This is a genomic window from Amycolatopsis regifaucium, assembly GCF_001613935.1.
Classification (GTDB): Bacteria; Actinomycetota; Actinomycetes; order Mycobacteriales; family Pseudonocardiaceae; genus Amycolatopsis; species Amycolatopsis regifaucium.
Map to the genome: position 1 here is coordinate 237,802 of NZ_LQCI01000003.1, position 19,042 is coordinate 256,843.

The following is a 19,042-nucleotide window of genomic DNA, read 5'->3' on the forward strand; positions in this document are numbered from 1 at the left end:
CGGGGTCAGGAGAGGCCGGCGAGCGACTTGTCGACGAGTTCCCGGACGTGCGGCCGGACGGCGTCGGCGTCCGCGGTGATCAGGCCGAGCCGGGTGCGGCGCTCCAGGACGTCCTCGACGTCGAGCGCGCCCTCGTGCCGCACGGCCCAGACGACCTCGGCCGCGCTGATCTCGGTACCGGCGGACAGCGGCAGGCCCAGCTCCGGGTCGACCTCGCCGAGTGCCGCGATCCGGGGTGCTTCGGTCCCGTACTTCGCGACCAGCCGGGCGGGTGCGTCCACAGTGGACAAGCGACTGCGCGGGGCCGCGCCGAGCAGAGGGAGCCGGGACGTGGTCGACGGTCCGGCATGGAGTCCGGACCGCTTCAACGCGGCGTCGACGGCGTCCTCGGCCATCTTCCGGTACGTCGTCAGCTTTCCGCCGACGACGGTGAGCACGCCGTCGGCACCGGTCACCACCGCGTGTTTGCGCGACAGATCCGCACTCCTTCGACGGGCTCTCAGCGGGAGGGAGTGCTTCGAGCCGAGCCCGCCGTCGCCTTCGACCAGCGGTCGCAGCCCGGCGAAGGAGCCGTCGACGTCGTCGCGGGTCAGCGGGCGGGTGAACGCCGTCGACGCCACTTCGAGCAGGAAGTCCACATCGGACTCCGGCACCGAAGGTATGCGCGGGATCGGGCCGTCGATCGGTTCGTCGGTGACGCCGACGAAGACGCGCCCGTCCGGTTGCGGCAGCAGGAAGACGAACCGGTTGTTCTCGCCGGGGACGGGCACGTTGACCGACGTCGCGCCGATCCGGGCGGCCCCCGAGGCCAGAATGAGGTGTGAACCGCGGGACGGCCGCAGCCGCACCGACTCCGCCAGCTCGCCCGCCCAGACGCCGGTCGCGTTGATCACCTGACCGGCGTGGATCTCCAGTTCTCCTCCGGTGAGCCGGTCACGGGCCAGGACCGAACCCGCGTCGAGCCGGAGCGCCTCGACCCTCGTCAGGATTTTCGCGCCGCGTGACGCCGCCGTGCGGGCCAGGCTCACCACGAGCCGCGCGTCGTCGGTCAGCGCGCCGTCGTAGGCGAGCAGCGCGCCGCGCAGGCCCTGTGGTGACAGACCGGGGGCGAGGGCCAGCGCCTCCGCCGCGGGGATGGACCTCGGCCGGGGCAGCACCGACGCGGGAGTTCCGGCCGCGCGGCGGAGCCCGTCCCCGGCGACCAGGCCGGTCATGATGAACGCCTGCTGACCGCGGGAGGTCTTGCGGTACATGGGGAACAGCTGCGGGATCGCCCTGGTGAGATGCGGTGCCGTGCGGGTCATCAAGATCCCGCGTTCGACGGCGCTTTCGTGTGCCAGCGCCAGGTCACCCTTGGCGAGGTAGCGAAGCCCGCCGTGGACGAGCTTGCTCGACCAGCGCGAAGTCCCGTAAGCCAGGTCGTACGCCTCGACGAGGGCCACCGAAAGCCCGCGCGCGGCCGCGTCCAGCGCGATCCCCGCGCCGGTGACACCGCCGCCGACCACCGCGAGGTCGACCCGCTCACCACCGGCCAGTGCCGCGAGTTCCCGCTCACGGCGGCGGGCGTTGAGCGAGCCCGGGGTCACGGCCGAAGCGCCGCGTCGAGCACCTGTGTGAATTCCGTCATCAGGTGGTTCTCGTCGACGTCCGCTGTCGCGGGGCGCAGCGAGAAGGCGAAGGACTGGATGAGCAGCAACAGGGTGCGCGCCTGCGCGGCCAGGTCGCCCTTGCGGATCGAACCGTCGTCATGGCCGGACTTGAGCAGGTGCAGGATCACGCCCTCGGCGAAGCGCTGGGTCTTGCCGAGCCGCTCGACGATGTAGGGCAGGACGAGTTCGGGGTCGAGGTCGAGCAGCGTACGGAACAGCGGGTCGCCCGAAAGCGCGGCGACGGCGGCCGCCGAACTGTGCACCAGCCGTTCGCGGAAGTTGGCCGGTTCGGCGCCCGGTTCGGCGGCGCCCTGCAGCAGGCCGCCGAACTCGCGGGTCATGAGGGTGGCGAGCACGCTGCGCACGTCCGGGAACCGGCGGTAGACGGTCATCCGGCTGACCTTCGCGGTCCGCGCGATCTCGGCGAGCGTGGTCCGCCTCACGCCGACGGCGAGCACGCACTTCTTCGCCGCGTCGAGCAGAACGTCGTCGGACACGCGTGTCGAGGCTTGGCGGGAACGGGTGTCCGCCAGTGCCGAAACGCCTGTTTCCGCAGGTGAGTGACGCTTTACGTCCATATGTAACACTGTAGTCGTGACGGAGCCTATTGACCACCGGTTAAGACGAGCGTGGACGCCTGAGGCCGGTGACGCGGCCCACCTTCCGGCGAAGGCACTCCGATGGCTCGTCCAGCGTATCGGCCCGCTGGGCCCGGCGGCGCCGTTCGCGGGGATTTCAGCCCTGTCCGTGCCGGATTCGGCGCTGGGCGAACAACCGAAACAGGACATCGAGGACGTCGTCGGCGCCGAGCACGTGCTGCTGGCGCCGGGGGAACGGCTCGCGCGGGCGAGTGGCCTGTCCTATCTGGACCTGGTGCGGCGCCGGGGGTTCGGTGATTTTCCGGTGCCGGACGCCGTCGTCCTGCCGGGAGATCCCGCCGAAGTCCAGTCGGTACTGGAAATCTGCGCCCGGCACGACGTCGGTGTCGTCCCGTTCGGCGGCGGGACCTCGGTGGTCGGCGGGGTTTCGGCGCTGCGCGGGGACAAGGGCGCGGTGCTCGCCCTCGACCTCACCAGACTCGACGACCTGGTCTCCATCGACCCGGTTTCGCGGATCGCGGTCCTGCGGGCGGGTGTCACCGGCCCAGCGGCCGATCGGCTGCTCGCCGCGCACGGCTTCACCCTCGGACACGTGCCCCAGTCCTACGAACGCGCCACCATCGGCGGGTTCGCCGCGACCCGGTCCGCCGGGCAGGCATCTTCGGGTTATGGCCGGTTCGAAGACATGGTCGCGGGCGTCCGGCTCGCCACCCCGCGTGGCGAATGGAAACTCGGTGTCGCGCCGGCGTCGGCGGCCGGGCCCGACCTGCGGCACCTCGCGGTCGGCAGCGAAGGTGCGCTCGGCGTGATCACCGAGGTCGCTCTCCGCGTCCGCCCGGTGCCGGAAGTGCGTCGCTATGAGGGTTATGTCCTCGACGGCTGGGAGAACGGCACCGCCGCGATGCGCGAACTCGCCCAGCGGCACGTGCTCGCGGACGTCACCCGGTTGTCCGATGTGGACGAAAGCGAGGTCTCGCTGGCGCTCAACGACGGCTGGAAGACCAAGGCGCTGCGCCGGTATCTCCGTGCGCGCGGGATCTCGGCCCCGTGCCTGCTGATCGTCGGCTGGGAAGGCGCGTCGAAACGCGAGGTCGCCCGGCGGCGTCAGGACACCACCCGGGTGCTGGAGCCGTTCGGTGCCGTCCGCATCGGAGCGGCGCTCGGCGAATCCTGGCGCCGTGGCCGGTTCTCCGGCCCCCGGCAGCGAGATGCCCTGCTGGACAACGGCGTCTGCGTGGAAACCTTGGAGACGGCCGCGTACTGGGCCGAACTGAGCGAGCTGCGGGACGCCGTGCGCGCCGCGCTCACCGCCACGCTCGGCCGGGCGATCATCATGTGCCACGTCTCCCACGCCTACGAAACGGGCGCGTCGCTCTACTTCACCGTGCTCACCGCACGAGACGGCACCGACCCGATCGGGCAGTGGCGGCGCGCCAAGGCGGCGGCGTCGGAGGCGATCACCGGGATCGGCACCATTTCGCACCATCACGCCGTGGGCGTCGACCACGCGCCCTATCTGGCGGCGGAAATCGGCGAGCTCGGGGTCGAGGTGTTGCGGGCGGCGAAGAAGGCCGTCGACCCCTCCGGAATCCTCAATCCCGGGAAGCTTCTCTGAGCAGCGTCCCGGCGTCGACCAGCGTGCAATCCAGGCCGTGCGTCTCGGCGGGGATGCCCCGCAGCGCGGTGGCCCGGCGCTGTTCGAGGTCGGCGACGCGGATGTGCCTGCCGTCCACGAGGATCGGCAGGCGGAGGTCCGCGGCGCCGACGTAGGCCACCACGTCGTCGAGCACCGTGCCGTCGTCGAGGGTGATGGCCGGCGCGGTCAGCCGCACCAGGTTGTAGCGCTGCCCGTTGCCCTCGCAACGGTCGAGAACGGCGAGTTGATCGGGCGTCGCGAACCACACGGAATGCTCTTCGACGACACCCGGGGCCGCGGCGAGGGTGGCGGGCCGCTGCCCGTCACGGAACCGCAGCCCGGACGCCCAGACCGCGGCGAGGTCGCTGCAGCGCGCGTGGCAGACGACGACGGGCCCGGTCAGGCCCATGTTCTCCCGCAGCCAGGTGATCTTGGCCGGACACGCGTTCGAGCCGTAGGCGAGCACGGCCTGCCGTTCGCGCCAGCCCTCCGGCGCGGTGTCGAGGCTGTGCCCCGCGCCGTCGAAGTGGACGAACGAATGCCCGGGGCGCGCTCCCGGATACGGGTCGGCGGGGAAATCGGCGTCGGTGAAGAGTTTCACCACGTCACCACGCTACGGAGGACGTCCCCGTGGTGCATGCGTTCGAAGGCCTTCTCGACGCCGTCGAGCGGGATCCGCTCGGTGACGAACTTGTCGAGCGGAAGCCTGCCCTGGAGATAGAGGTCGATCAGCATCGGGAAATCGCGTGAGGGCAGGCAATCGCCGTACCACGACGATTTGAGCGAACCGCCCCGGGAAAAGAAGTCGATCAGCGGCAGATCGAGGCGCATGTCCGGGGTCGGGACGCCGACGAGCACGACGGTACCGGCCAGGTCGCGGCCGTAGAAGGCCTGCCGCCAGGTCTCCGGCCTGCCGACCGCGTCGATCACCACGTCCGCGCCGAAGCCGTCGGTGAACCCCTGGAGCGCTTCGACGACCTGGTCTTCGTCGAGTCCCTTGCTGTTCAGCGTGTGCGTGGCACCAAACTCCTTGGCCCAAGCCAGTTTCCGGTCGTCGGTGTCGACGGCGACGATGGTCTTCGCCCCGGCCAGGTTCGCTCCGGCGATGGCGGCGTCACCGACCCCGCCGCAGCCGATGACCGCGACGGAATCACCGCGGCCCACCGCGCCGGTGTTGAGTGCCGCGCCGAGTCCGGCCATCACCCCGCAGCCGAGCAGTCCGGCGACGGCGGGTTCGGCGGCGGGGTCGACCTTCGTGCATTGTCCACTGTGGACAAGGGTCTTTTCGAGGAAGGCGCCGACACCGAGCGCGGGCGACAGGGCGGTGCCGTCGGCCAGTGTCATCGGCCGGGCGGCGTTGAACGTCGAGAAGCAGTACCAGGGCCTGCCCCGGCGGCAGGCCCGGCAGGTGCCGCAGACCGCGCGCCAGTTCAGGATCACGTAGTCGCCGGGTGCGATGTCCTGGACGCCCTCGCCGACCCGCTCCACGAAACCCGCGGCCTCGTGGCCGAGCAGGAACGGGAATTCGTCGTTGATCCCGCCCTCGCGATAGTGCAGGTCGGTATGACAGACACCGCATGCCTTGACCGAGACGACGGCCTCACCGGGCCCGGGATCGGGCACGATCACGGACTCCAGCGAAACCGGTTCACCCTTGGCGCGGGAAACGACGCCCTGGACCTCGTACGGCATGCCCACCTCCGAGTAGTCGACTTCGAAGCTTGCCACGTGACAGGCCCCGGTCGCGACATCCGCTCGGGTGGGGAACGATTCAGTGCGGCGTGATGAGGTAGACGACCCCGCCCGGTCCGCCGGAGATGCCCCCATTCGTGTTGTACCGCTTGGTGCGCTGCCAGATCGTCTCGAACTGGTGTCGCTTGTAGACATGCCGGACCCGGTCGTTGCTGCTCGCGGCCGGATCGTTCGCGATCACGTCACCGTCCTTGGTGAAGCCGACGACGACCATGATGTGCCCGGCGGTGCCGTAACCAGCGCCGTCGAGTTCCTCGGCTTTGAACGACTGTGACGTGATCACCGGAATGCCGCGCGCGATGTAGTTTTCGAGCTCGTTCAGGGAGTGCAAACGGGTGATGTGCCCACGCAGTCCGAGTGAAGCGGCGTACGCGGTGTTGAACGGCCAGTTGCCGGTTCCGTCGTAGGCGTAGTCGAAGGTGTAGCGGGCCGCGTATGCGATGGTCGGGTCGACGTAACCCGCCGGGATCCACGACAGGTCCTCGCGCTTGGGCCGTTTGCCCCAGTACTCGGCGACCATTTCGGTGGATGTCGGGCTGCACCAGTTCTCCCCGCCACCGCCGTATTCGGGAAACTGTCCTTTGTGGAGGTTCTGGGCGTATGCGGGCACCTTGAGCTCGATCCCGGTGGCGCGGCCCGGTCTCGTCGCCTTGACCTCGAACCGGTCCGGGACAAGCGACGTCATCGCGCCGACCGAGGTCACCGACGGGGTGGCGCGTGACCCGGCCTCGCGATACAGGCTGATCCGCAGCTGGTACGACCGGAGCGCGACGCCCGCCTTCATGACCAGTGTGTCCACGTCGACCGCCGCGTTGGCGTCGCTCTGGCCGTCGACGCTGGTGCGCTTGATGTCGGTGTCGCCGCTCGCCCAGCGGCCCATGACGTACCAGCTGGTTTCGGTGCCGGCCGCGGTGCGGCCCTTCGCCTCGATCTTGAGCCAGGTCTTGGCCGGTGTCTTCGCGTTCCACGAGGCGACCAGCTGCGACGCGTCGAAGCCCTGTGTGTGACTCCTCGACGTCCATTGGCCGTACTCGTAGGTCTTCGTGGTGCCGAGCACGGGTTCGGTGTGCTCGACGGTGCCGATCGGGCGGCCGATGCGCAGCGCGCCGTGTTCGAGGTCGAGCCCTGCCAATCTGCCGTCACGGAATCCGTGGTGACCGGACCATTCGTGGTAGTCGATCGACTCGTCGTCGTCCGGGCGGCCCGGGCTCGCGTCCGCCGTCTGCGCCGTCACCACGGTCATCGTCGCGATCGTCAGCAGTGTGAGCAGCCCTCGTACGCGCATCCCGGCTCCATCCCTCGTGTCCGCCCAGTAAGCAAGGGATTTTCGCCGGTCATGCGGAGTATGTAAACACTCGTCCACCAGACGTCGGCATTTCGTCCTCTAAATGCGGTACTCGCGTGTTCAACTACCGCATTCAGAGGACTGAACGCATGGTCGGGGGAGCGCGGTGTGTCAGGCGAGCGGGTTCGGCAGCAGGAGTTCCGTGTTCCGGTCCTGAGCCGTACCGACAGCGCCCAGTGAAGCGTGGATGTCGTTGTACGAGAACTCCCGGTACAACGAGGCAAGCGCTTGCGTCGAGGTGTCGGTGTACTCCGCCGCGTAGGGCGCTTCGGCCTCGATCAGGGTGGTGAACAGCGACAACGTGCCATCGGCGTTGTCGGCGACCTCGATGATCCGCGCGTGCTGCGGGAAGTCGATATGCGACGCGGTGTTGATCTCCCAGAAGCCCTGCTTCGCCGTCTTGCCGGGATGCGCGGTGATCTTGTTGCGGTGCGTGTGCCCGTTGACCCACGCCAGCACGTTCGGGAACCGGTTCAGCAGCGAGACGAACGTGTCGCCGCCCAGCCGCGGCTCCAGCGGATGCCGCGCGTCCGGTAGCACGTTGCCCATCGTGTCGCTGGTGTGGTGGCTGAACAGGATGAACAGCTCGTCCGTCACGTTCTGCGTGACCTTGCGCCCGAAGAAGTCGTAGTACGTCGAACTGTTGCGCTTGAGCGTGTTCTCCACCCAGGTGAACTGCCCGAGCCCGATCGAGCCGTCGGCCAGCCCGGCCAGCGTCGTGGTGTCGAGGCTGATGCCGACCACGCCCGGCGCGATGCGGAAGGTGTAGTACACGTTCCGGCCGTCGGCGTTGTTGTCGCTGAATCCGTGGCCGACCGGACCGGGGCCGGTGTTGGCGGCGTCGAGGTGATGCCGCACGAACTCCGCGGTACTGAACGGCCGCCGTCGTGCGTCCGGGGTGATCTCGCGGATCGTGCCCGAACCACCGAACAGCTCCGTGATCGGCACGCCGGAGCCGGAGCCGATCGCGTTGGCGAGTTTCCGCGACGTCGTCTCGTCCTTGCCGATCACCTTGAAGCGACCGGTGTACCAGGCGTCCATCCCCGGCAGGTCCGGCACCGTGCCGACGATGCTGTCGTCGTGGTTGCCGAAGGTGCAGAACCACGGGACGTCGAGACCGGGCGAGGTGAAGGTGTTCGACGCCGCGCCGAGCAGGCCGGGCAGCTGCGGGAAGCCCTTTTTCGTGTACTCGTCGTCCAAGGCCTTGCCGGGGTTCCAGTAGTGCGAAGACCCGGACGTCTGGACGCCTTCGTGCCGGTTCGGGTCACCCGAGGTCGGGTTCACCGTGCCGCCGTTGAGCACCTTGAGGAACCATTCGAGTTCGATCAGTTCGTGGTTGTCGGTGTTGTCGCCGGTGGTCACCATGAAGTCGATCGCCCTGCCGGTGAACGGGCCCGCCTTCAGGCTGTTCACCCGTTCGACGAGCGCCGTCGTCGCGACCGGGCCGAGCGTCTCCTGCGGCCGGTGCGCCGAACCGATGAACGGGTGCAGGTACTCGAACCGCGCCGGGCTCTCGGCGTCGGTGAAGTGCAGGTCGGTGAACTGCGCGAACGAGGCCACCGCGCGGCGGCGGTCGTCGCGGCCGGACTTCGGGGCGGCGAGATCGCCGCGGACCACGAGCGGCCAGCCGGGGCCCGCGGTCAGCCGGGTGTAGCCGGGGCCGCTTTTCAGCGGTGCCGCGGCGGATTCGAGTGTGGTGCCCGCGGTGCGCACCGCGCGGCCGGTGGTGAGCGCCAGTGCGCGGTCGAGGGCGTTGGCGGTCGGCGTGCACAGCAGGAGGCCGACGCCGGCGGCGCCCGCCGCGGTGAAGGTGCGCCTGGAGATGTCGGACATGGCGGTGCCCCCAGTCGTCGCGGGTGGTTGTCGTGGACGGACGATGCCGGACGACGTTAGCCGCGGGGTGAACGCCAGAAAAGGGCAATGCGAAAATTTGTCACGTTCGGCCGAATACCAAAGCATTCCCGGCCGGGCTCGTTACGCTGGTCGCTTGGCGAGCGAGGAGGTGGCCCGGTGGGAGCTTCGGCCTGGTCGGTCCGTGGCCGGTTCGACGGCGACCCGGAAGCGGCGCTGGACGCGATGAAGGCACGCGTCTTCGAGGAGGGTGATTACCTCTGGGAAGAGGACGAACTCGGCCGCCCGGATTCGCTCGAGGAGCTGTACGAGGTCGAGAGCGTCCAGGAGTCCGGGACTCATTCCGTGCTCGACGTCCACGAGTTCATCAGCGCCACGGGTGAAGACGACTTCGGCACGATTCGGCCCTTGACCGACGCTGAACTCCTCATCGCCTTCGGTACCGAGGAGCCCTCCGTCGCCACCTTCGACGAACTCGACAAGGCGGGACGGCTGCCTTGCGAACGCCGTCCGCGCTGGAGTGCGAACTGCGCGCTGCTCTACGAGAACGACGTCGCCGTCGAACTCGCGATCTGGGGCGTTTCGGGCGACTGAAGGATTCCCGGTGTAACGCGTTTCGTCCTCTCAATGCGGTAGTTGCGCGCGCAAGTACCGCATTGAGAGGACGAAACGCGGGTCGTGGCTCATCGTCGGCGCCGGAGCCGGGCTTCCAGGCCGTCGAGGATCACCTCGACGCCGAGTTCGAACAGGTCCTCGCTGCTCTGGTTCGCGAAAGCCGGACCGAGCCTGCTCACGTGGGGGTAGGCCGCGAGCCGTTCGAGGAAGCCTTCGTCGGGTTTCCGGGCGGGGAGGGTTTCCACCGAGGCGAGTACGTGTGCCGTGAGCAGCCGCGAGATCCCCGCCGTGTCCGCCTCGGAGAAGCCGGCGTCCAGCAGGATGCGCGCGGTGGTTTCGAGGTGGCCCAGCCGATGCGGCCCGGTCGGCGGCCGTTCCCGCAGCAGCGTGGCCGCGTCGCGGTGGCTCAGCAGCAGGGCGCGGAACTGGCGGAGCCCGCTCGCGAGCTGGTCACGCCATGACAGCGTCCGGTCGATCTCGAAGACGTCGGCGCAGATCGCCTCGGCGACGAGGTCCAGCAGTTCGGCCTTGTCCTTCACATGCCAGTACAGCGTCGGTGAGCTGACGCCGAGTTTCGCGGCAAGCCTCCGGGTGCTCAAGTCCGCGAGACCGGTTTCGTGGAGCAGCTCGACGGCGGCTTCGGTGATTTTGCTCTTCTCCAGCGAGCCTTTACGTGCCACCCGCCGACTCTATCAGTGATAGATTTGTCTCTATCACTGATAGAGAATGGGGGAAGTGATGCTCTGGACACCGAAGATCCGCCTGGTCACCGTGCTCCTGTCGATCGTGTTCGTGCTCGGGACGGCGCTGCAGAATCACGTCATCATCGATCTGGACCTGATCGAGCGGAGCATGCGGCTCAAGGGTGCGCCGACCGAGGACGCGCCCGCCTATCTGAGCGCGTTGCGGTCGGTGGGGAACGTCTTCATCCTCGGCAACGCGCTCGGCCTGCTCGTCTGGTTCCGCCGGCGTTGGCTGTTCTGGCCAGTGCTCGCGGTCAACGTCGGCCAGGCGTGTGGCGTGTTCGTCGTGCCGTTCGAGGTGCACCGCGCGGCGTTCGAGGAGTACGGCTGGCCGGGGGTTCTGCCGTCCGTGGTCACCGACGGCGGAGCGGTGTTCCTGTCGATCGCGCTGATCGTCGCCTACGTCCGATCGCGGTGGTTCACGCGGACAGGCGACCCAATTCGGTTTTGACGGCCTCGATCGCCGTCTTCGTCTCGGTGGCCGGATCGGCGCCGTCGCGGGCGATCCGGCCCAGCGCGCCGACGAGCGCGGTGTTCGCCGTCGGCGTCCACAGTGGACCAGCGGCGCGGCCGTTCTCCTTGACCAGGCGGGCGGCGTCGTCCACCTGGCCGAGTTTGTCGAGGACGCTGAGCCGCGCGGGCAGGTGGAAGCCGAACTTCGTGGCGAACTCCTGCTGGAAATCGGTCCGTTCCAGCCACAGCCACTTGACGAAGTCCTTGGCGGCGTTGGGGTTCAGGCTCTTCGAGTGCACCATCGCGCTCAGGCCGCTGACCGGGACCGAAGCCGCGCCCGCCGCGTCGAGCCGGGGAAAGGGCAGAACGCCGACGTCGTCCTTCATGGTGTCCTGGATCTTCGGCAGGTTCGCCAGCCAGGTCCACTGCATCGCGGCGAGGCCGTCGATGAACGGGATCGGATCCGCCCAGTCCACCGGGGCGCCCAGCAACAGCGAACCGTTGAGGTCGCGCAGTTTCCCGAACACGGTCGCGGCGCGCGGATCGTCGAAGCCGACGGACTTGCCGTCCTTGACGAAATCGAGACCCGCGGCCCACAGCAACGGTCCGGCGAGAGCGGCCGCGCCCGCGTCGTTGCCGGCGAAGAGGCCCTTGACGCCGTCCTTGGACAGCTTCCGCGCCGCGTCGACGAGTTCGTCGAGCGTCTGCGGCGGCCGCACGCCGGCTTCCTGCAGGAAACTCTTGCGGTAGAAGAGAACTTGGATGTCGAGCGCCTGCGGGATGCCGTACGTCTTGCCGTCCACGGTCTGGGCCGCGAGCACCGAAGGAGTGAAATCGCCGCGCACGGGAGCGAGAACGTCGTCAAGCGGGACGAGGAGATTCTGCCGGACGCGGTCGAGGGTGACCTGGCCTTCGAAGATGTCCGGCACCGGGCCGGCCTGCAGCGCCGCGGCGAGTTTCGTTTCGTAGTCGTCGGGATTCCACTGCACCGCGACCTTGGACTTCTGGTACGCGGCCGCGTATCGCGTGACGGCTTCCTGTACCCCGGGTTCGGGATAGGGGTGGTACCACTGCGAAAGGCTCACCGGCTTCGGCTTCGGCCGGGTCGCGGCGGCGGAGAAGGCCGTCGAGGGCGGCGGCTTTCCCGATTGGACGGTGTTGGACTCGCACGCGGAGAGCGCGGTGGCCCCCGCCAGCGCCAGGAACGCGCGCCTGCTTGTCTTACGCACCAATGAAACCCTTCGCCCAAGGCCGTGAAGCGCATCTTGGGGGACAGCGTCCCTCAAGATGCGCTTCACGGAAGGGCAGGCGCGCGGGAGATTAACCCGTTAGAGCTGACTGATGTCGAGCTTTCCTTCGGAGTGGAAGGCCCGCAGCCGCTTCTTGTCGAACTTGCCGACACTGGTCTTGGGGACTTCGTCCACAAAGGTCCAGTTCTCCGGAAGCTGCCACTTCGCGACCTTGTCGGCCAGGAAGGCGCGCAGTTCTTCGGCCGTGACGTGCTGGCCTTCCTTGACCACGACGGCGACCAGCGGACGCTCGTCCCACTTCTCGTCGGGGATGCCGACGACGGCGGCTTCGGCGACCGCCGGATGCGCCATCACCTGGTTCTCCAGGTCCACCGACGAAATCCACTCGCCGCCGGATTTGATGACGTCCTTCGCGCGGTCGGTCAGCGTGAGGTAGCCGTCCGGGCTGATCTTGCCGACGTCGCCGGTTCGCAGCCAGCCGTCGTGGAACTTCTCCGGGTCGGGCTCCTCGTCGCTCGTGCCGCTGTAGTACGACGCCGCGATCCACGGACCCTGTACTTCGAGCTCGCCGACGCTTTCGTTGTCCCACGGCAGTTCTTCACCGTTGTCGCCGATCAGCCTGGCGCTGACGGACGCCGGGAACCGGCCCTGCGTGTAGCGGTATTCCCAGGCCTTCTCGCCGGTCGCGGCCGCCGGGGGACGCGCGACGCTGCCCAGCGGCGACGTCTCGGTCATGCCCCAGGCGTGCAGGATCGGCACGTTGTAGCGGTCTTCGAACGCGTGCATCAGCGACGGCGGCGCGGCCGAACCGCCGACCACGACCTCGCGCAGATGCGAGATGTCCTGGGGGTTCGCGTCGAGGTGCGAGAGCAGGCCCTGCCAGATGGTGGGGACGGCGCCGGCGAAGGTCGGCTTCTCCGCGTCGAGCATCTGCGCGATGGGGGCGGGCTGGAGGAACCTGTCCGGCATCAGCAGCGAAGCGCCGACCATCATCGCAGCGTACGGCATGCCCCACGCCATCGCGTGGAACATCGGGACGATGGCGAGGGCCTTGTCGTGCTGGGCCAGCCGCATGCTGTCGGACATGGTGACCTGCATCGAGTGCAGCCAGATCGACCGGTGGGAGTACGCGACGCCCTTCGGGTCACCCGTGGTGCCCGAGGTGTAACACATCGCGGCGGCCGATCGCTCGTCCACCTCGGGCCACTCGAAGGTATCGGGCTGGCCGGCCAGCAGCTCACTGTAGGAGTGCACCTGGACGCCTTCGGGCGCCGGAAGGGCGGAGGGGTCGCCGTTGGCCACGATGACGTGACGCACCGTCTTCAGCTCGGGGAGCTGCTTGGCCAGCAGCGGGACCAGCGTGCCGTCGACGATGACGACCTGGTCCTCCGCGTGGTTGGCGACGAAGACCAGTTGCTCGGGGAACAGCCGGATGTTCAGCGTGTGCAGCACCGCACCCATGGCGGGAATGGCCAGGTAGGCGGCCATGTGCTCGGCGTTGTTCCACATGAAGGTGCCGACCCGCTGGTCACCGGTGATGCCCAGGCTCCGGAGGGCGTTGGCGAGCCGCGCGGCGTGCTTGCCGAGCTCACCGTAGGTCTCGCGACGGGCTTCTGAACCGGTCCAGGTGATCACCTCGCTCTCGGAGTGCACCGTCGCGCCGTGGCGGAGCAGCCTGGCCAACGACAGCTGTCCGTCCTGCATCGTGCTCAACATCGTGTACTCCCGTGCTGCTGCTCGTTCTCCGGTGAACTGGGGTTGCGCCGACTCTAATCCGGGTGGGGTGAACTGGTCAGTAACATCGCGGGCAACTGTTCGGTCACAGTGTCGCGCTAACGGGTGGCCGCCGGTTCGGCTCAAGATCGTCAATAATTCGTCTTTTTCTTACCGTTAAACGAAAAATGACTAACAGTGCGAAGTGTCGGTATCGCTCATAAGGGTGATGAACGCCATCGAATCGCCGCCCGAATGGCGTGTTTCCGCAGGCTGGGGCGGGTTGCCCAGGGCGTGGTCGAAGGGTAATAAGTGCGTGTCGGTTTCACGGCCACGGAACGGGTGGCGTTTACTGGGGCCGTGGTACAGAGACGGCTGGCCAGCGCTTGCGGCTGCAAGCACGGGTAAATGGCCGTCGGCCGCGAAAGCGGAGACCTGAGATGAAAGGACTACTACGTTGGCTCTGCCCACGTTGACTCCGGAGCAGCGCGCCGATGCCCTCGCCAAGGCGGCTGAGGCTCGCAAGGCGCGCTCCGAGCTGCTTGCGTCGATCAAGTCCGGCAAGGAGAGCATCGACAAGGTGCTCAAGCAGGCCAAGGAGAACAAGACCATCGGCAAGACGAAGGTCACGCAGCTGCTGAAGGCCGTGCCCGGCCTGGGCGCGGTGAAGGTCGCCGCCCTGCTGGAGCAGGCCGGAATCGACCCGGACCGGCGCGCCGCCGGTCTGGGCGAGCGGCAGCGTGAAGCCCTCCTCGAGGCGCTGAAGTAACGCTTCTGCCCAGGTCAAGGGCTGGCCAAGGGAGGGTGTTGTCCGAGAGGCTGTTGCCCGGGCAACACTTTCCCCTGGTCTCAGCCGGAGCCTGGGAGTCTGGTGGGGTGACGACCAGTACCGCACCGGCGACCCCGGCAGACCTGGCCGCCCGCTACGAGCGGGGCGACTTCCTCCTGGCCACCGCGCGGCACGCGCTCCTCGCGAGCGGGGCCGCGGCCACCGCGACCGAAACCGATCCGGCGCGGCTGTCCCGGGCACTGCCCGGACTGTTCGCCGAGTCGGGTGCCACGATCGCGGTCGGTGTGCTGCCCTTCGACACCAGCGCGGGCACGTCGACGCCGGGTCATGTGGTCCTGCCACGCGCGGTCCGCCGCGCGTCGTCCGACCAGGCCGCCGTACCGCCGCGTACGGCGCTTCCTCAGCCGGTGAAGGTCACCCCGGTGCCTGAACCGGAGGCGCATCTGGCCGCCGTCCGCGCGGCCGTCTCGGCGCTGAGCGAACGCGACCTGCGCAAGGTAGTGCTGGCCCGTGCGCTCGATCTCGACTTCGCCGGGACCGTCCCGGTCACCGACGTCGTCCGGAACCTGACGAACGGCAACCCCCGGCACACCACCTACGCCGTGCAGTTGCCCGGCGGGCGCACGCTCGTCGGCGCCACCCCCGAACTGCTGGTGTCCCGCACCGGGGGCGCCGTCCTGTCACGGCCTCATGCCGGGTCGATGCCCCGGTCGGCGGACCCGGCGATCGACAAGGCCAATGGTGAGGCGCTTCTGGCATCCGAAAAGGACCACGTCGAACACGCCGTGGTGGTGGAATCCGTCGTCGAGATCCTGCGGCCGTTCTGTCGCACGCTCGACGTCCGTGGCCCCGAGCTGGTCTCGACGCCGGCGATCTGGCATCTCTCGACGACCGTCACCGGTGAGCTGGCCGACCAGGACGTCACCTCCCTGGATCTCGCCGCCGCACTGCATCCGACGCCCGCCGTCTGCGGCACCCCGACCGACGTGGCCCGCTCGCTGGTGGGGGAGCTGGAGCCGTTCGATCGCGCGTACTACGCGGGCGCCGTCGGCTGGGTCGACGCGGCCGGAGACGGCGAATGGGCCGTCGGGATCCGGTGCGCGGAGATCGCCGACACCTCCATGCGGCTGTACGCCGGTGGCGGCATCGTGCCCGCCTCCGACCCCCGGACCGAACTGGACGAGACGTCGGCGAAGTTCCGCACCCTGCTGGCCGCGATGGGCCTGGAGGTCTAAGCCGCGTTTCGTCCTCTAAATGCGGTAGTTGCGCGTGCAAGTACCGTGTTTAGAGGACGAAACGCGAAGTCAGAGGGGCGCGAAGTCCTCGCTCACCGCGATCTCGTCGGAGGTCAGGAGCGCGACGGCGGCCCGGTAGCCCTCCGCCGCCTTCAGGTCCACGAGCCGCGTCCGCGCCGGGTCGAGGGCCGCGTCGCCCGAGGAGACCAGCCGAGCCTCCTCGTCGTACCCGGAGAACGTGATGCTCTGCAGCGGGATCTTCAGGCCCTTACCGGTGGCCTTCATGACGGCTTCCTTGCGCGTCCAATAGGTGAAGAACGCCGTCGTCCGCTGCTCGGCGAGCAGACCGGACACCGCCGCCTGCTCGGCCGGGCTCAGCGCGTACTCGATGAGCGAATCGTCGGCCCGCCTGGTCGCGGTCTCGACGTCGAGACCGACGGGGGTCCCGGCGGTGGCCGCGACGCCGATGAGGTCGCCGGAATGCGAGATCGACAGCATCAGCGGCGCGCCGGGCACCCTGGGGCGGCCGTGCGGTTTGCCGCAGTCGTCGCAGGTCGCGTCGAAGCCGACGTCCTCGACGGCCAGACCGAGCCGCTCGGCGGTGACGGTCTTCGCCAGCACACGGCCGGTCAGGAACCGGCGTTTGTCGATGTCCTGGCGATAGTTGTCGTACCGGCCCTGTTCGAGCCTGTCGAGCAGCTTCAGGAACCGGGGTTCAGCGGGCAGGGGCGCCGACCAGCGGACCGCACATTCGATCACGTCTCCTTCTTACCCGATTCCGCACCGGCTTCACTCGAATGCTCATCGAGGAGCGTCGCTTCGTCGAAGGGCGACTGGCCGTTCAGGGTCCGGTCCAGCTGCTCGCGGTCGATCTCTTTGGTCCAGGTGCCGATGAGCACGGTCGCGACGGCGTTGCCCGCGAAGTTCGTCAGCGCGCGGGCCTCGGACATGAACCGGTCGATGCCGACGATGAACCCGACACCGTCGACCAGTTCCGGCCGGTGTGAGGACAGCCCGCCCGCCAGCGTCGCGAGCCCGGCGCCGGTGACCCCGGCGGCGCCCTTCGACGCGATGATCATGAACACCAGCAGGGAGATCTGTTCGCCGATGGTCAGCGGTTTGTCGAGTGCGTCGGCGATGAAGATGGACGCCATCGTCAGGTAGATCGCGGTGCCGTCGAGGTTGAACGAGTACCCGGTCGGCACGGTGATCCCGACGACCGGTTTGGAGACACCGGCGTGCTCCATCTTCGCGATCAGCCTCGGCAGCGCCGATTCCGACGACGACGTCGACAGGATCAGCAGGAACTCGCGGCCGAGGTACTTCAGCAGCTTGAAGATGTTGACCCTGGCCAGCAGGCCGACGAGCAGGCCGAGCACCACGAACACGAACAGCGCGCAGGTGATGTAGAAGCCGAGCATGATCACCGCGAGGCTCTGCAGTGCCTTCCAGCCGGTTTCGCCGACGACGGCGGCGATCGCGCCGAACGCGCCGATCGGGGCGGCCCACATGATCATCGCGAGGATCCGGAACACGAGCCGCTGGATGTGCTCGATGCCGCGGCGGATCGGCTCGCCCTTCGTGCCCAGTTTCTGCAGCGCGAACCCGGCGAGCAGCGCGACCAGCAGCGTCTGCAGCACCTCGCCCTCGGTGAAGGCCGAAACCAGCGTCTTCGGGATGATGCCGAGCAGGAAGTCGACCGTGCCCTCGCTCTTGGCGATCTGGCCCTGGCCCTTTTCGGCGATCTCCGGGGTCAGGTGCATTCCGGCGCCGGGCTGCAGCAGGTTGCCGACGACCAGGCCGATGACCAGCGCGACCGTCGACATCACCAGGAAGTAGCCGATCGCGAGCCCGCCGACGCGGCCGACCTTCGCGGCCTTCGCCACCGAGCCGACGCCGAGCGCGATCGTGCAGAAGATGATCGGCGAGATCATCATCTTGATGAGGTTCACGAAGCCGGTGCCGAGCGGCTTCAGTTCCTTGCCCACCTGCGGGAACAGGATGCCGACCGCGATGCCGAGGAGCACGGCCGCGATGACGGCGAGGTAGAGGTAATGAGTGCGATCCCGCTTCGCCGCGGATGCTGCCGTGCTCATGGATGCCCTTCGACGAGGTGGGGACCGGTTGCGAAAACTTATGACAACTCCTCGGCGAACGACAACCGAAGCGGTAGGCTGAACTAAGCGAGCGCTTAGTCACTGTCGAACAGGAGCGGGCTGACCATGGATTTCTCTCTGAGCGTCGAGGAACGTGAGGTGCGTGACTGGGTACGCACGTTCGTCCAGCGCGAGCTGATGCCACGTGAGCAGGAGGTGCTGCGCCGCGAACGCGCCGGTCAGCCCGGCCTCACCGCCGACGAGCTCCGCGAGCTGCAGCTGAAGGCCAAGGAGTCCGGGTTCTGGGGCGTGCAGACGCCCGAGGAGTACGGCGGCATGGGCCTGTCCGCGGTGATGACCGCGTTGCTGGAGGCCGAACTCGGCCGCACGTTCGTCCCGTTCCGCTTCGGTGGCACGGCGGACAACATCCTCTACTACGCCAACGACGAGCAGAAGGAGCGCTACCTGCTCCCGACGATCGCGGGCGAGCGCAAATCGTGCTTCGCGATCACCGAACCCGGCGCGGGCTCGGACGCGAAGGCCATCCGGACTTCCGCCCGCAAGGACGGCACCGACTGGGTCATCAACGGCGAGAAGACCTTCATCACCGGCGGTAACGAGGCCGACTTCGTGATGGTCTTCGCGATCACCGACCCGGAGAAGGGCGCGAACGGCGGCGTCACCTGCTTCCTCGTCGACCGTGACGCGGGCTGGAAGTCCGAGTACATCGACACCATGGGCGAATGGGGTCCGGCGTCACTGGTCTTCGAGGACGTCCGCGTGCCGGAGACGCAGATCCTCGGTGAACTCGGCCACGGTTTCGACCTGGCCATGCAGTGGATCGGCGCCGGCCGCTACCTGCTGCCCGCCCGCGCCATCGGTTCGTGCGAGCGGCTGATCTCGATGGCCATCGAGCACGCCAACACGCGGGAGACGTTCGGGCAGAAGATCGCCGAGCGCCAGGCGATCCAGTGGATGATCGCGGACTCCGGCGTCGAGCTGGAGGCGCTGCGCTGGCTGGTGCTGCACGCCGCCTGGCAGGTCGACCAGAAGCTGGATTCCCGGCACGCGCAGTCGATGGCGAAGCTCTACGGCGGGGTGAAGGCGAACGAGATCGTCGACCGCGTCCTGCAGATCCACGGCGGAATGGGCTACACGCGGGAACTGCCGGTCGAGCGGTGGTACCGCGAACTGCGGCTGCTGCGGATCTACGAGGGCACCGACGAGATCCAGCGCCGCACCATCGCGCGCAACCTGCTGAAGGGGCACGTCAAGGTCGGCGGCACCCTGGGCTGAGACGGGGGCGCCCGCCAAG

The 19,042-nt window shown here is 68.4% G+C and carries 17 protein-coding genes; 6 read left to right on the plus strand and 11 right to left on the minus strand.

All coding sequences use genetic code 11. The features are described from left to right. Positions 1 to 5: 5 nt before the first annotated feature. Together AVL48_RS04940 and AVL48_RS04945 are read right to left on the minus strand one after the other, a co-directional pair. On the minus strand, positions 6 to 1,586 hold the full coding sequence (locus AVL48_RS04940; RefSeq protein WP_061984691.1) for a glycerol-3-phosphate dehydrogenase/oxidase: 1,581 nt from the start codon (positions 1,584 to 1,586) through the stop codon (positions 6 to 8). Beyond that, entirely contained in the window at positions 1,583 to 2,146 is a 564-nt protein-coding gene (locus tag AVL48_RS04945) for a TetR/AcrR family transcriptional regulator (RefSeq protein WP_061984693.1), read from the minus strand. Before AVL48_RS04945 ends, AVL48_RS04940 begins: the two co-directional genes overlap by 4 nt. 97 nt (positions 2,147 to 2,243) lie before the next feature. Between AVL48_RS04945 and AVL48_RS04950 the strand changes: the two genes are divergently transcribed. Further along, positions 2,244 to 3,863, plus strand: coding sequence for an FAD-binding oxidoreductase (locus tag AVL48_RS04950; protein ID WP_177242347.1), 1,620 nt, complete (start codon positions 2,244 to 2,246; stop codon positions 3,861 to 3,863). On the opposite strand, the gene AVL48_RS04955 is transcribed toward AVL48_RS04950, so the two are convergent. From AVL48_RS04955 to AVL48_RS04970, 4 genes are all read right to left on the minus strand, one after another. Further along, entirely contained in the window at positions 3,841 to 4,488 is a 648-nt protein-coding gene (locus tag AVL48_RS04955) for a gamma-glutamylcyclotransferase family protein (protein WP_061984696.1), read from the minus strand. The genes AVL48_RS04950 and AVL48_RS04955 overlap by 23 nt on opposite strands. After that, positions 4,482 to 5,576 (minus strand): S-(hydroxymethyl)mycothiol dehydrogenase, encoded by a 1,095-nt coding sequence (locus AVL48_RS04960; RefSeq protein ID WP_061984890.1) that lies wholly within the window; start codon positions 5,574 to 5,576, stop codon positions 4,482 to 4,484. Before AVL48_RS04960 ends, AVL48_RS04955 begins: the two co-directional genes overlap by 7 nt. A gap of 79 nt (positions 5,577 to 5,655) precedes the next feature. Then, positions 5,656 to 6,921, minus strand: coding sequence for a C39 family peptidase (locus tag AVL48_RS04965; protein WP_061984698.1), 1,266 nt, complete (start codon positions 6,919 to 6,921; stop codon positions 5,656 to 5,658). A gap of 171 nt (positions 6,922 to 7,092) precedes the next feature. Next, the gene (locus AVL48_RS04970; RefSeq protein ID WP_061984700.1) at positions 7,093 to 8,814 is read right to left on the minus strand and encodes a TIGR03767 family metallophosphoesterase; all 1,722 of its coding nucleotides are present in this window, start codon (positions 8,812 to 8,814) and stop codon (positions 7,093 to 7,095) included. A 177-nt stretch (positions 8,815 to 8,991) separates the two neighbouring features. On the opposite strand from AVL48_RS04970, the gene AVL48_RS04975 reads away from it, so the two are divergent. Further along, on the plus strand, positions 8,992 to 9,426 hold the full coding sequence (locus AVL48_RS04975; protein WP_061984702.1) for a hypothetical protein: 435 nt from the start codon (positions 8,992 to 8,994) through the stop codon (positions 9,424 to 9,426). An 89-nt stretch (positions 9,427 to 9,515) separates the two neighbouring features. Here the strand turns inward: AVL48_RS04975 and AVL48_RS04980 are convergent, their stop codons facing one another. Then, positions 9,516 to 10,127 carry a TetR/AcrR family transcriptional regulator C-terminal domain-containing protein gene (locus AVL48_RS04980; protein WP_061984704.1) on the minus strand — a complete coding sequence of 204 codons (612 nt, stop codon included), beginning with the start codon at positions 10,125 to 10,127 and terminating at the stop codon, positions 9,516 to 9,518. A gap of 58 nt (positions 10,128 to 10,185) precedes the next feature. On the opposite strand from AVL48_RS04980, the gene AVL48_RS04985 reads away from it, so the two are divergent. Further along, a complete protein-coding gene (locus AVL48_RS04985; RefSeq protein ID WP_061984706.1) occupies positions 10,186 to 10,641 on the plus strand; it encodes a hypothetical protein in 456 nt (151 codons plus the stop codon). On the opposite strand, the gene AVL48_RS04990 is transcribed toward AVL48_RS04985, so the two are convergent. Both AVL48_RS04990 and AVL48_RS04995 read right to left on the minus strand, forming a co-directional pair. Then, positions 10,610 to 11,872, minus strand: a complete 1,263-nt coding sequence (locus AVL48_RS04990; protein WP_061984708.1) for an ABC transporter substrate-binding protein — start codon at positions 11,870 to 11,872, stop codon at positions 10,610 to 10,612. The two genes, AVL48_RS04985 and AVL48_RS04990, sit on opposite strands and share 32 nt — an antisense overlap. A 99-nt stretch (positions 11,873 to 11,971) precedes the next feature. Further along, positions 11,972 to 13,609, minus strand: a complete 1,638-nt coding sequence (locus tag AVL48_RS04995) for a long-chain fatty acid--CoA ligase (RefSeq protein ID WP_061984710.1) — start codon at positions 13,607 to 13,609, stop codon at positions 11,972 to 11,974. Between the two features lie 454 nt (positions 13,610 to 14,063). On the opposite strand from AVL48_RS04995, the gene mihF reads away from it, so the two are divergent. Further along, on the plus strand, positions 14,064 to 14,375 hold the full coding sequence (gene mihF / locus AVL48_RS05000) for an integration host factor, actinobacterial type (RefSeq protein ID WP_005155963.1): 312 nt from the start codon (positions 14,064 to 14,066) through the stop codon (positions 14,373 to 14,375). 107 nt (positions 14,376 to 14,482) lie between these two features. After that, a complete protein-coding gene (locus tag AVL48_RS05005; RefSeq protein ID WP_061984711.1) occupies positions 14,483 to 15,631 on the plus strand; it encodes an isochorismate synthase in 1,149 nt (382 codons plus the stop codon). A 69-nt stretch (positions 15,632 to 15,700) separates the two neighbouring features. Here the strand turns inward: AVL48_RS05005 and AVL48_RS05010 are convergent, their stop codons facing one another. Both AVL48_RS05010 and AVL48_RS05015 read right to left on the minus strand, forming a co-directional pair. Continuing rightward, complete coding sequence (locus tag AVL48_RS05010; RefSeq protein ID WP_061984713.1) at positions 15,701 to 16,390, minus strand: 4'-phosphopantetheinyl transferase family protein; 690 nt, start codon at positions 16,388 to 16,390, stop codon at positions 15,701 to 15,703. Next, a complete protein-coding gene (locus tag AVL48_RS05015) occupies positions 16,387 to 17,727 on the minus strand; it encodes a cation:dicarboxylate symporter family transporter (protein ID WP_061984715.1) in 1,341 nt (446 codons plus the stop codon). The genes AVL48_RS05010 and AVL48_RS05015 overlap by 4 nt, the downstream gene beginning before the upstream one ends. Positions 17,728 to 17,853: 126 nt before the next feature. Here AVL48_RS05015 and AVL48_RS05020 point away from each other — a divergent pair, with 126 nt between their 5' ends. Continuing rightward, complete coding sequence (locus AVL48_RS05020; protein ID WP_061984718.1) at positions 17,854 to 19,023, plus strand: acyl-CoA dehydrogenase family protein; 1,170 nt, start codon at positions 17,854 to 17,856, stop codon at positions 19,021 to 19,023. Positions 19,024 to 19,042 lie beyond the last annotated feature (19 nt).

What these genes read in the sequence shown, in the direction of transcription:
- AVL48_RS04960 (WP_061984890.1), bottom strand. Translation starts at nt 5,576, where the DNA reads ATGCCGTACGAGGTCCAGGGCGTCGTTTCCCGCGCCAAGGGTGAACCG.
- AVL48_RS04965 (WP_061984698.1), bottom strand. Translation starts at nt 6,921, where the DNA reads ATGCGCGTACGAGGGCTGCTCACACTGCTGACGATCGCGACGATGACC.
- AVL48_RS04970 (WP_061984700.1), bottom strand. Translation starts at nt 8,814, where the DNA reads ATGTCCGACATCTCCAGGCGCACCTTCACCGCGGCGGGCGCCGCCGGC.
- AVL48_RS04985 (WP_061984706.1), top strand. Translation starts at nt 10,186, where the DNA reads ATGCTCTGGACACCGAAGATCCGCCTGGTCACCGTGCTCCTGTCGATC.
- AVL48_RS04995 (WP_061984710.1), bottom strand. Translation starts at nt 13,609, where the DNA reads ATGTTGAGCACGATGCAGGACGGACAGCTGTCGTTGGCCAGGCTGCTC.
- AVL48_RS05015 (WP_061984715.1), bottom strand. Translation starts at nt 17,727, where the DNA reads ATGAGCACGGCAGCATCCGCGGCGAAGCGGGATCGCACTCATTACCTC.
- AVL48_RS05020 (WP_061984718.1), top strand. Translation starts at nt 17,854, where the DNA reads ATGGATTTCTCTCTGAGCGTCGAGGAACGTGAGGTGCGTGACTGGGTA.